The organism is Saccharicrinis fermentans DSM 9555 = JCM 21142 (assembly GCF_000517085.1).
In the GTDB taxonomy this organism is placed as follows: domain Bacteria; phylum Bacteroidota; class Bacteroidia; order Bacteroidales; family Marinilabiliaceae; genus Saccharicrinis; species Saccharicrinis fermentans.
Map to the genome: position 1 here is coordinate 4542979 of NZ_KI912107.1, position 12118 is coordinate 4555096.

Sequence of the window (12118 nt, forward strand, 5' to 3'; positions counted from 1 at the left end):
CAGAGTATTTATGGAAAATAGCCAAAAGATACATATTCGAAAAATTGACTTTAAGTTATTTTTTAATCAGATGTTTCCCAGTTTATGTGTGTTTGCCAATAGGTTTGTGAAGGATGAGGAGGTGGCCAAAGATGTGGTTCAAGATGTCTTTACTGTAATTTGGAATTCAAGTATCGAGTTTAAAAGTAAAAAGTCGATGCGTACCTATTTTTATCTTTCTACTAAAAATAAATGCTTTGATTATCTAAAACAGGCGAGAATTAAATCGACATCAGTCTCGGTTGAAGATAGCAATATAGCTGAAGCGCTTTTGTTTAGTGATTATGAGATTGTTAACGAAATTATTCGTGAAGAAACTTACCGACTGCTCAAAGAATGCATTGAACAATTACCACCTAAAGCCAAGGAAATATTATTACTCAACTTGAAAGGGTTTAGCAATCAGGAAATTGCTGATCATTTTGGTGTTTCCATAAATACCATTAAAACTCAAAAATTGAAATCTTACAGGAAGTTGCGTGAATTATTCGGAGATCAATATGCTTTATGGTTGCTTATTGATCTTTATAAAAATTATTTAAGCTAATTGGAGAAGCTATTATCATTGTGTTTTTATGCATTCAGATATTAGTGGATACCCTCGTTGTTTTGATTCTTTGTATTGTTGTCGTAATTAAAATAATACTGCTTGGGGTGTTTTTTTAAGGGGTGTTGTGTATAAAGATTGATTGTTGCAGTTTGTATTCTCTTTTTTTTGGTGTTTTTTTAAAAAATATTCGTTTTTGTTCACCCTTTTTATTTTACCGTCGTCTCTTTTATATAACAACGATCATAAATTCCTTTTTAAACTGAAGTGATGATAGAAGATAAGGTCAATAACAGTTATCGTATAAGTTATCTAATTTCTCAATTTCTGAATGGAAATATAGAGGACGATGAATTGAAGGAGTTGCAGCGTTGGGAAAATTTGAGCTCGAATAATAAGAAACTTGTTGAAGAATTAAAAGATAGCGAGTGTCTGGAAGATCGAGATCATAGAATAGATAGAATTAACCTGGAGAGTGAATGGCTCAGATTTTCAAATAAAGTAAAATACAAAAGAATCACTTTACAGAAGCGGGTAATAAGGATGGCTCAATATGCTGCGATATTATTATTACCATTATCGATTGTTTATTTGGTCTTTCATATGGGCACAGTCAAGAAATCTCCAGCTTCTTGTGCTCCCTGCGAAATTACCCCGGGTAAGCATTGTGCGCAATTGGTTTTAAGTAATGGGAAGGTGCTTCAATTAGGTTCATGTAAGGGGAGTATAAAAGAACAGGATGGAACTATTATTACAACCGACTCAGCCATTGTATTCTATAAAAGGAACGAGGATGAAAAAGTAGAGGGGTTGATTTATAATGAGATAAGGGTTGTGCAAGGGCAGGAATATCATATGAGATTGGCCGACGGTACTCAGGTTTGGATTAATTCCATGTCATCCATTAAATTTCCTGTTCATTTTAGTGAAGGCAAACGTGAAGTGGAAATAACGGGAGAGGTTTATTTTGAAGTAATGCCTAACAAAGAGAAACCATTTATTGTGCATACGCCCATTCATGATGTGAGAGTATTGGGCACTTCTTTCAATATAAGTTGTTACGAGAATGATGCTAGTGTTACTACGACTTTAGTCGAGGGAAAAGTGTTAATAGAAAATATACCAGGAGAGTTAAGTCCTGCACAATTAACGCCAAATCTACAGTATAATTATCACAAATCTTTACATAAGGCGAGTATTGAAGAAGTGGATGCTATAGCGTATGCAGCATGGACAAAGGGTTATTTTCAATTTGAAAATGAAACCTTGGAACAGATATTTAAGAAATTAGAGCGGTGGTACAAGATAGATGTCCTGTACAAAAGCACCAGTAGTCGCAAAGAGGTGTTTAATGGCCGTTTGCCAAGGTTTGAGAATGCATCTACCATTATGGAAATGATAGAAGAAGTGAGTAATGTAAAAATATCCCTAAAAGATAATTTGGTAGTGATTGAATAATTGTTAGTTGTTTGGACTAAAGAGTTTAAGGGCAATGATCAATCCTTTTCCTAGGTAAGTAAATTTATATATAATTGAAAAAATCTCCTTTTCTAAAGAGACTGTAGAAAACTGGTACTTTCCTACAGTCTCAAGGGGAGATTGTATATTAATCTCTAATCATTACAAAAGTATGAAAAAAAAGTGTGAAAAAACATCCTGTTTTGCTTTAAGCAGGAAACAAAAGATGTTGATTATGAAGATCCAGGTTGTTATAATGATGTTTTTAAGTTTGCAGGTATCTGCTTCTGTACTCAGTCAGAAAACAGTTAATTTACAGCTTGTAGACGTAACGCTTAAGGATTGTATTGCAGCCATTGAGGAACAAACACAATTGGGTTTTTTATATAATGGGACGGATTTGGAGCAAGTTGTAGGTATTGATCTGAATGCTAAGAACAGATTGGTGGAGGAAGTTTTGGAGGAGATATTGTATCCGGAAGGATATTCTTTTTCAATTAAAAACAATGTTATTTTAATTAAAAAAGAATTAGAATCAAATGCAAAGATTCAACTAGCTAAAAGGTTTATTATCAAAGGAAAAGTTAGTGATGAAAACGGGGATCCTGTACCCGGTGTTAATGTTGTTTGTGTAAGATATAGTACTGGTACTATATCGCAGGGAGATGGCACCTACGAATTAAGCGTTCCTCATTTAAATGTTGCACTGGAGTTTACCTTTATCGGTTTCCACAAACAGACCATTGAAGTTGATGGTCGTACTGTGATAAACGTGCAGATGGAAACGGAAGTTAGTGAAGTAGACGAGGTGGTTGTTACTGGTATTTTTAATCGGCATGCCGAAAGTTTCACTGGAGCGGTGGTAACTGTTAAGTCTGATAATTTACAAAGGGTTGCCAATTCGAATGTTTTTGAAAGTATAAAGAACTTAGATCCTTCTTTAAATATAGCATCTGATTTTGACCTTGGTTCTGACCCTAACAAAATGCCGGAAATACAATTAAGAGGAACCTCTACTTTTCCTGGTGATGAATCTGGTGATTTACGTGGAGATTATCAAGATTCTCCCAATCAACCGTTGTTTATTTTGGATGGCTTTGAATCGAATACGACAACGATTTTTGACTTAGATATGGAACGAGTGAGTAGTATTACTGTATTTAAGGATGCTGCGGCGAAAGCTATTTACGGATCAAAAGCTGCCAATGGAGTTGTGGTTATTGAAACGAAAAGACCAGAAACAGGTACCATAAGAGCCACTTACTCGGGTAATGTGAATATTCAAGCACCAGATTTAACATCTTATAACTTGACCAATGCGGTTGAAAAATTGACAGTTGAAAAATTGGCAGGTGATTATGAGCACTCTCAAATAGGAGGATTACTTACAAAAGAAGCCTTATACAATGAGCGCATGAAAAGTGCGCTCGAAGGAGATGATACTTATTGGTTGGCAGCACCAACTCAGGTGGGTATTGGAACTAAACACGCCATATCTGTGGAAGTAGGAGAACAGAAGACCAAGATCATGGCTAACCTATCTTATAATGATGTGAAAGGTGTTATGAAAGAATCCGGTAGGCAGAATATTGCGGGCTCTCTTAGTGTTGATTATCGACATAAAAGTTTAATGTTCAGAAATATTATGTCGGTAAATGCTAATAATAGTGAGGATTCCCCCTATGGCAGTTTTAGTGAGTATGCTAAAATGAATCCTTACTGGGCCGCTTATAATGAGGATGGATCTATAGCAACAGGTGACGATTATAGTAACCCGTTATACAATGCTACCATTAATACAACTTTGAAGGATTCTTATTTCGAATTTAGAAATAACTTATATGTTGAATGGACGATGGCCGAAGGCTTAAGGCTAACAACGCGTATAGGAGTCACGAAAAAAAACAGCGAAGCACACCAGTTTTACCCTGCTAACCATACTAAATTTGATGATTATTCCGAGGTGGATTATGCAAGAAAAGGTTCTTATCAATTAAATAATGGTAGCTTATTTAATTTAGCTGGAGATATGAACTTACAATATTCTAAGGTCTTTAATGAGAAGCATTTTTTTATGTCGAATATTGGTTTTAATCTAAGTTCAAAGGTGAATAATGAAGTTGTTAATTATGCAGAAGGATTTCCCAGTGATCGGATGAATGATATTACTTTTGCATTACAGTATGCAGAGGGTAAAACACCATATGGAAGGGAGAGTAATGTAAGAGATGTTGGTTTACTTGCTGTATTTGGTTATGCTTATGATAATCGCTTTTTGTCTGATGTAACCATTCGTCAAAGTGGTTCTTCATTGTTCGGAGCCGATAATAGATGGGGTACTTTTTATAGTCTTGGACTGGGGTGGAACATGCATAGGGAGACCTTTCTGGAAAATTCAACATGGCTAAAGCAACTGAAAATTAGATCTTCAATCGGCACCACCGGAAATCAGAATTTTGATAGTTACCAATCCTTGTCAACTTATAGTTACTATCTGGATCGTACCTATGATGGAGAGTTAGGCTCATACGTGAAAAGCTTGGCCAATGAAAATCTAAAATGGCAGACAAAACTTGATTTCAATGTAGGTGTTGATATGAGAATTGCTCGTTTATCATTGGCTTTTGATTATTATCAGTCGATCACTGAAAATTTGATTACCAGCTTATCTATACCATATTCAACTGGTTATTCAACTGTTTTAGAGAATATTGGAAAAGTAAAGAATGAGGGTTTTGAACTGGCATTGAATTGGCAAGTGATGCGAAGTAAAAATGGCTTTTTGAATTTGACTTTTTCAGGAGTAACCAATACCAATACTATTCTTGGATTGTCTGATGCTATGAAGGAGTTTAATAAAACACAAGATGAACTTGCCAGTCAGTTAAATTATGGAAAACCGGTGGTAAAGTACGTGGAGGGAGGATCGATGACATCCATATGGGCAGTTCCTTCCTTGGGTATCGATCCTGCAACAGGGCGCGAAATTTATGTAAAGCAGGATGGTACTATAACATATGATTGGGATGCTTTAGATCAGGTTGTTGTAGGTAATAGTCTTCCAAAATACCGAGGAAATATTGGAGTTAACGGTGAGTATAAAGGTTTTGGGTTTAGTTTTACAGCCCGCTTTCTTGGTGGTTCTGAAATGTATAATTCTACTTTGGTGAATAAGGTGGAGAATATTGATACGGAATATAATGTTGATAAGCGAGTATTTGATGGGAGATGGACAACTCCCGGACAAAATGCTCCATATAAGATTTTAGGAAGTTATTATGATCAAGATATAAATGCTTGGGTTACTAATCCTAAGACTAATCCTACAAGCCGATTTGTTCAGGCAAGAAATGAATTAACTATCTCATCTGCTACTGTGTACTACGAATTTAAGAGAAAATTAGTGAGAGAAATTGGTATGCACGACCTGAAACTATCAGCGTATATGAATGATATCTATACATTTTCTAGTATTCAAATAGAGAGAGGTACCAGCTATCCATTTGCCCGTACTATTTCTCTCTCTTTAAGAGCCACTTTTTAAAACCAATGATGATGAAAAAGCATATTATATATTTTATTTCGATACTTATTTCGACTATCAGCCTCTCGTGTGAAGATTGGTTGGATGTGAGTCCTAAGGCAGAAGTTGAAGCTTCAGAATTATTTGAAACAGAGCAGGGGTTCGAAGATGCTTTAAATGGTATTTATATCGGATTGTCAGATTCAAGAACGTATGGTCAGAACCTAAGCTGGTATTTGTTAGAGTTTTGGGCGCATCAATATGATGTTTCAGGAGGAACTTTGGAGGAACTACAGAATTATGATTATCAAAACAGCTACTCAGTAAGTAGTATTAGTTCAATATGGCTAAACCAATATAATACTATTTCAGAAATAAACTTGTTACTTGAGTCAATGGATAAATATGGTGGCGTTTTAGATACTGCGGTTTATAATGCAACCAAAGGAGAGGCTTTGGCATTGCGGGCATTATGTCATTTTGATTTGTTGAGGTTATTTGGACATGGGAACCTTGAAAACAGACCTGAATTGTGGGAGCGGAAAACCATACCATATGTTAGCTCTCACTCAAATGAAATAGCTGTACAAGAGAGTTATAGCAAAACCTTTCAATTGCTCGAGAAGGATATTGAAGAGGCTCTGAACTATTTGAATGCAGAGATTATTGTCCAAACCCATATTTGTCACAGGGCTGTTTTAGCTCTTCAGGCAAGGGTTTTTCTATGGCAAGGTAAAAAAGCTGAGGCATTAGAAGTGGTAGAGAAGTTGCTGCCAGTTATAAATGGAGGTTGGGCTGATGATGCCGCCGGCGCACTTTTTACAGGAGAACACCTGTTTCATCTAAACGTGACAAAACTGTTTGATTATATGGAACTTTCTTATGAATCACATATAAATGGAACGGTTAATTATAATCAGTTAGTTCAAACAGGCGATTTTGTGAGAGATATTTACAATATGGATGAGGCAGGGGAAGGAGAGGGACTTTCGGATAGACGATATGTTAAGCAACATACTTTTGTAACCGATGAGGAGTGGCTTACCACAAAGCTTCAAATTGATGTAGATAATGACAGTCCTTCTGAATATATGATTCCAATGCTTAAGATTGCTGAGGTTTATCTGATTGCTATTGAGTGTTATGTATCCAATGGTGAAACACAGGATTTGACGAAAGCCATTGAGTATCTGAATTTTTTGAAAGAGAAAAGGAATATTATGCCTGCGTATTATATCTCAGAAACTGGTACTCAAGAAGAGGTAGAAACTGCTATTCTGAATGAATATCGTAAAGAATTTATACAGGAAGGACAACTCTTCTATTTTTATAAGCGAAAGGGATTGCCATATTTTCCAAGACAGGCGGGACAACCTGTATACGAGATGGATGATGTAAAGTATGTGCTTCCTTACCCAGATATCGAGTTTGAATTTGGAAGGATCCAGGAGATATAGACTGGGGTAGGTGTATATACCTTTTTATTTTTCGAACTGGATATACACAACTGTAATTAAAATTTGTACCGATTAATCAAGTTTCGCTAATTTTTAAACATATGCAACGAGTCATGAGAGTGATCTCTCACACAGGTGAATGATTATCACGGCGAGTTCCATATGACCATTAAGAAACAAATTATAAACATATGAAAAAGATAAAATATTTATTACTTCTTTTTTTCGCAATAATGCTGATTGCAGCCTGTGAAAAGATAAGTACACAAATGTATGAAGAAGAAAGAGCCATGGTTAATTTTAGTGGTACTCTAACTCAGCATTCCTTTGCAAAGACAGGAAATGAGAGTGATACCGTGAATATCCCGTTCTATATAAATGGGATGGATGTCGATTATGTTAGAACGGTTGCCTTTGAAGTTGTGCAGGATAGTACAACAGCCATTGAAGGGGATGGGGCAGATTACACGATTGTTTCATCTGAAGTGTTACCTAATGAATTTACGGGGTATTTAAAAGTGAAAGTAAACAAACCTGATGATGATGTTCGTGTTTATTTTAGAGTTCGCGATAATGATTATTTTACCGTTGGTGTTGCCACGGAAACAGATCACGACTTATTGTTAACTAATAATTTAACGCCTCCTATTGATTGGAATTTATTGACAGGTCGTGGACTCTGGAAGACAAAATATTATCTAGGTACTTATAGTACTGCCTATTATCAATTTATTATTGATGTGACCGGAGAAACGGAAATCCCATATCCGTGGGCTGTTCCAGGGTATAATAATAATGAGAAATGGAGCTCTGCTGAATCGGCAGCTTTTAAAACAAAGATTACCGCCGAATTAAGAAAATATAATGAGTCCATCGCTCCTGATGTTTTGCTGCATGATGATGGACCAGCAGTAGGCTTGCCAGTAATTGTAGGTACATATTATCAATTTGATTAAACAAAGACACAATGAGAAATAATAATATATATTTGATTATCGTACTTCTTGCTTTTGTAGTTGTATCCTGTAACGAAGATCTAAGTGAATATGCCAAGGTTAGGTATCCTGACCTTATTATTTATGAGGAGCCTTCTGAGTCAAGTGTTTTTAATGAGCAATTTAATTATGAGCCTCAGTTTTTAACCGTACAGGGTGAGGATACGGTCCTTTTGGAAGAATCGGCATATGATGATTATATGTATGAGTGGAGAATTCTTTTGCAGGCCGGCCGTTATGATACGGTAACTTCAGTTATAGGAACAGAGCGCCTTTTATCTACGGTTTTAGATATGGTATTGCCTGCTTCAAATCCATATACTATTGTTTTAAGGGTTACCCACAAAGAAGTGGGATTTACACAAACTTTTGATTGGGAGGTAAATGTCTTAAGTGCATTGGGACGAGGTATGTTAATAGCACATACTGAGGATGGGGGTGTTTCTTCTGATATAAATCTTTTGATGACCAAAGCTTATAATGATTCATTTGAAGAAACAGACCAAGATATTATACATCGAAATATTATTAGTGAAGTAAACGGACAGAAACTAGACGGTTTGGTTAGTAAACTATCATTCTGTAATAGTACCAATCATAAAACATTCTATGCTGTTGTTGAAGGAGAAACGTTGTTCGGAATGAATAATACTACACTTGCTATGGAAGATAGCAAAAATACAGACTATTTTTACTATGCCCCAGCGGTCTTTAATCCTCAAAAGATATTTAACTATTATGCTGCCTATGGCTATATAATTAATAATGGAGTTGTTCATGTTCAATCCGCATCTGCAGGAGCTAAATTTGAATATATAGATGAGGCAACCTATAAATATGAAATTTATAACGGATATATGTCACGCTGGAATAGTCTTTATTATTTTGGTGGACCTTTGGTATGCCACGATGTAATGAATAATCAGTTTGTTTTTGTTGGAACGACTGGGACTGTAAAGGAATGTACAGCACCTTTAGAAACAGATGATTGGGCTTTTAACCCTAGAGAATTACCCGAAGATTTAGTATTTGTTGCAGGAGGTTTGAGGGATTCTTATAATGTGTTAATGTTGATGAAGTCAAGCAGCACAAATGCATTTTCCATTTATCGACTGGCAACTAATACGTCACGTGAAATTTCGGGTGATTATATTTTTGATCTGTCTAATTGTCCTGACTTGGATCGAGCGACTGCTTTTGCTTTCTCTGAAAGTTATGATGAGTTTTATTATGCCGTAGATAATGAGTTGCGCGTAGTCATTTTAAATGTGGATGCTCCTACTGCAAAAGTGAGCTATTCTCTTCCTGTAGGAGAAAGCATTACTCATATCAAAATTCATCTTAAAGTACCTGGAATAACAACGTGGTCGGAGTATGAGAATGATGAAGGCCAAATGGTTCCGAAGTGGAACAGTTCAATTGGAAATGTTATTACTGTTGCATCCTACAATGGTACAGAGGGCTTTATTCGTACTTTACCAATTCAGTATGGAGGTGCTGGTGGTATAGCTGAAGATAAATATGTGCATACATACGGAGGATTTGGAAAAATTACAGCTATTGAATTGCGCTATTAATTGCGCTATTAATTGCGCTTTAATAGAAGTTATGTGTACGAATAGTGGGAGGATGTGTTTGATTTGACAGATTTAAATAATTTTAAACAAGGAGTTTATGAAATTTTATGTTGAAAAAATAATCTGTGTTGGTTTTGTCTTAGCTTTACTTTGCAGTTTCATATACAGTCAGGGAATTAATAGTGATTTGTCTCAAGTTGAAGAGGAACCTATAGCTCCAGTCTCACAGTTGGTTGATGATTTAAAAATTCAATCTTTTTTTTATGAAAAAGCAGAAGAATTATATCATGGCGGAAATTGTGTTCCTTTTTCAGTATTAAATGAGCAAATATCTAATGTGCGCTGCAAGATAGAATTAGATAAATTGCAAAGTAACAGAGAAACCCTTAGTTATGAATCACAAAGAAAAGGCACATTAATTATTGGAAAGCTTTGTAAATGTGCTACCTGTCCAAATATTCATTTGATGACTGCATCTGCATTCGTTATCAGTAAGGATGGACTATGCGTAACGAATCATCATGTATTTTCTCCGTCATCAATGGACAAGAACTCTTATATGGCTGTTTTTGTGATGGATATCGAGGGTAATGTTTTTCCTGTGGAGGAAGTTATGGCTGCAAATAAAGAAAATGACGTAGCGATCTTTCGGGTAAATACAAGTGAAACAAAATTGACCCCTTTGTCATTGGGTTCGGATATAAAGACTGGTGAGGAGGTAAGTGTGGTAAGTCATCCCCAAAGACAGTTTTATACTTACACAAAAGGATATGTTACAAGACATTTCGAAAGCCATGATGCGCCAAGGTTTAGTATTTCGGCCGAATTTGCTGTGGGCTCAAGTGGTGCTCCTATATTTAATTCAGAAGGAAAAGTGGTAGGTGTTGTATCCGCAACGAGGGCCAACTATGATAGCAGTGGGAAAAGCTTGCAGATGGTTGTGAAAATTGCCATACCTATTGAGGGTGTAAAGAAGTTATATGCCAATGAGTGTTTTTAAAATTAAATTATATATACACATGAAACAGAGGTGGCAGTGCAAATAATTAGACACACAAGTGAATAATTGAGATTTGCGCTGGTTAGTGAAGTTTCGCTAATTTTTAAAAAATGAAAAATATTGTAATTCTATTGCTTTCGACGTTGATACTAGCGTCTTGTCAGTTGTCCACAAAAAAAGACTATATCCTACTTACCGGATCTATTGAAGATGCGCCTGAAAAAGAATTTAGGCTGGTAAAAAGATCAAGTCCAGGAAGAATCTCTGTTAGCTTACAAGAGGATGGCTCTTTCTTCTGTGACACCATTACCTTTGGAACGGGACGGTATGTTTTTACAGATGGTAGAAATAGTGCAGAGCTTTATCTGATTGCTGGAGAAGAGTATAACCTGACAGCTGTTGCTAAAGATTTTAGAAACACTGCAAAGTTAACAGGAACTAATCCTGATGCTTCTAATTATTTATTGACAAAAATTGCCCGTATCATTCGTATGAGAGGCGATTATGCTGAATTTATGTCTCTTAAAGAATCTGAATTTATTGCTAAACAGAGCATGCTTAATGAGAGTTATCAAAGTTATTTGGATAGTTTTCCGAATATTCCGAAAGAATTTTCGGAAATGGAACGTAAGGAGTTGTATTATTACAATCTTTTAACTCTTATTCAATACGAAAGTCGACACCGATTGTACACTAAAGATGCTAGTTTTAAAGTTTCAAATGATTTTGATAAGCTGTTTGAAGGAGTGGATTATTCAAATGAAAAAGACTATAAACAAAGAGGGTCTTATGGCAAACTAATATCAGAACACTTCGGGAAGAAAGCCGACGAATTAGCAGAAAAGGAGGGGCTTGATATACACTTCGCTAAATTGAAGATATTTGGAAATATTGCTAGTGATTATATAAAAAACGATTTATTAATGGCAGCAGCTAAATATGATATTGGACGTGTGGATAGTTTAGATCAGTATTATAAGGCATTTGTTTCTGTTTCTACATCAACTCGTAATAATGAAAGTATAACAGAAAAGTATAAAGCCTTAAAAAAACTTGCGAAAGGGCAGCCTTCACCTGTTTTCACTGGTTATATCAATCATGCTGGAGGAACAACATCGTTAGGTGATCTTAAAGGAAAATATGTATACATTGATGTTTGGGCAACCTGGTGTGGACCATGTCTGGCGGAGGTTCCTTTTCTTAAAAAAGTTGAAAAACAATACCATGGTAGAAATATTGAATTTGTAAGTATTTCCATAGACGTAGAGAAAAAGAATGAGGCCTGGAGGAAGTTAGTGATAAACAAAGAATTGGCCGGTATTCAATTGCGTGCTGATAAGGATTGGGGGTCGGAATTTATTGCCAGTTATGAAATAAATAGTATTCCAAGGTTTATTTTAATAGATCCCAATGGTAATATTGTAGCCTCAAATGCCCCAAGGCCTTCCAACCCTAAGTTGATGGAGCTTTTTAGTGAGTTGAATTTGTAAAATTATGGTTTAGTCTGAAGAATGCAAGAGAC

General features: G+C 35.8%; 8 protein-coding genes. All 8 read left to right on the forward strand.

The window, feature by feature from the left end:
• Nucleotides 1-10: 10 nt before the first annotated feature.
• The 8 genes from CYTFE_RS0118545 (at nucleotide 11) to CYTFE_RS0118580 (ending at nucleotide 12086) form a co-directional block, all read left to right on the forward strand.
• Nucleotides 11-586, forward strand: a complete 576-nt coding sequence (locus CYTFE_RS0118545) for an RNA polymerase sigma-70 factor (RefSeq protein WP_027473044.1) — start codon at nucleotides 11-13, stop codon at nucleotides 584-586.
• 270 nt (nucleotides 587-856) lie between these two features.
• Entirely contained in the window at nucleotides 857-2044 is a 1188-nt protein-coding gene (locus CYTFE_RS0118550; protein WP_027473045.1) for a FecR family protein, read from the forward strand.
• A 235-nt stretch (nucleotides 2045-2279) separates the two neighbouring features.
• Nucleotides 2280-5588 carry a SusC/RagA family TonB-linked outer membrane protein gene (locus tag CYTFE_RS0118555; RefSeq protein WP_044213095.1) on the forward strand — a complete coding sequence of 1103 codons (3309 nt, stop codon included), beginning with the start codon at nucleotides 2280-2282 and terminating at the stop codon, nucleotides 5586-5588.
• Nucleotides 5589-5593: 5 nt separating this feature from the next.
• Nucleotides 5594-7024, forward strand: a complete 1431-nt coding sequence (locus CYTFE_RS0118560; protein WP_081736031.1) for a RagB/SusD family nutrient uptake outer membrane protein — start codon at nucleotides 5594-5596, stop codon at nucleotides 7022-7024.
• A gap of 191 nt (nucleotides 7025-7215) precedes the next feature.
• On the forward strand, nucleotides 7216-7980 hold the full coding sequence (locus tag CYTFE_RS0118565) for a DUF4843 domain-containing protein (RefSeq protein ID WP_044262909.1): 765 nt from the start codon (nucleotides 7216-7218) through the stop codon (nucleotides 7978-7980).
• A gap of 11 nt (nucleotides 7981-7991) precedes the next feature.
• On the forward strand, nucleotides 7992-9596 hold the full coding sequence (locus CYTFE_RS0118570) for a hypothetical protein (RefSeq protein ID WP_027473049.1): 1605 nt from the start codon (nucleotides 7992-7994) through the stop codon (nucleotides 9594-9596).
• A gap of 97 nt (nucleotides 9597-9693) precedes the next feature.
• Nucleotides 9694-10596: a S1 family peptidase gene (locus CYTFE_RS0118575; protein WP_027473050.1), complete on the forward strand. Its 903-nt coding sequence runs from the start codon at nucleotides 9694-9696 to the stop codon at nucleotides 10594-10596.
• A gap of 110 nt (nucleotides 10597-10706) precedes the next feature.
• Entirely contained in the window at nucleotides 10707-12086 is a 1380-nt protein-coding gene (locus CYTFE_RS0118580) for a TlpA family protein disulfide reductase (protein WP_027473051.1), read from the forward strand.
• The last annotated feature ends 32 nt before the right edge of the window (nucleotides 12087-12118 follow it).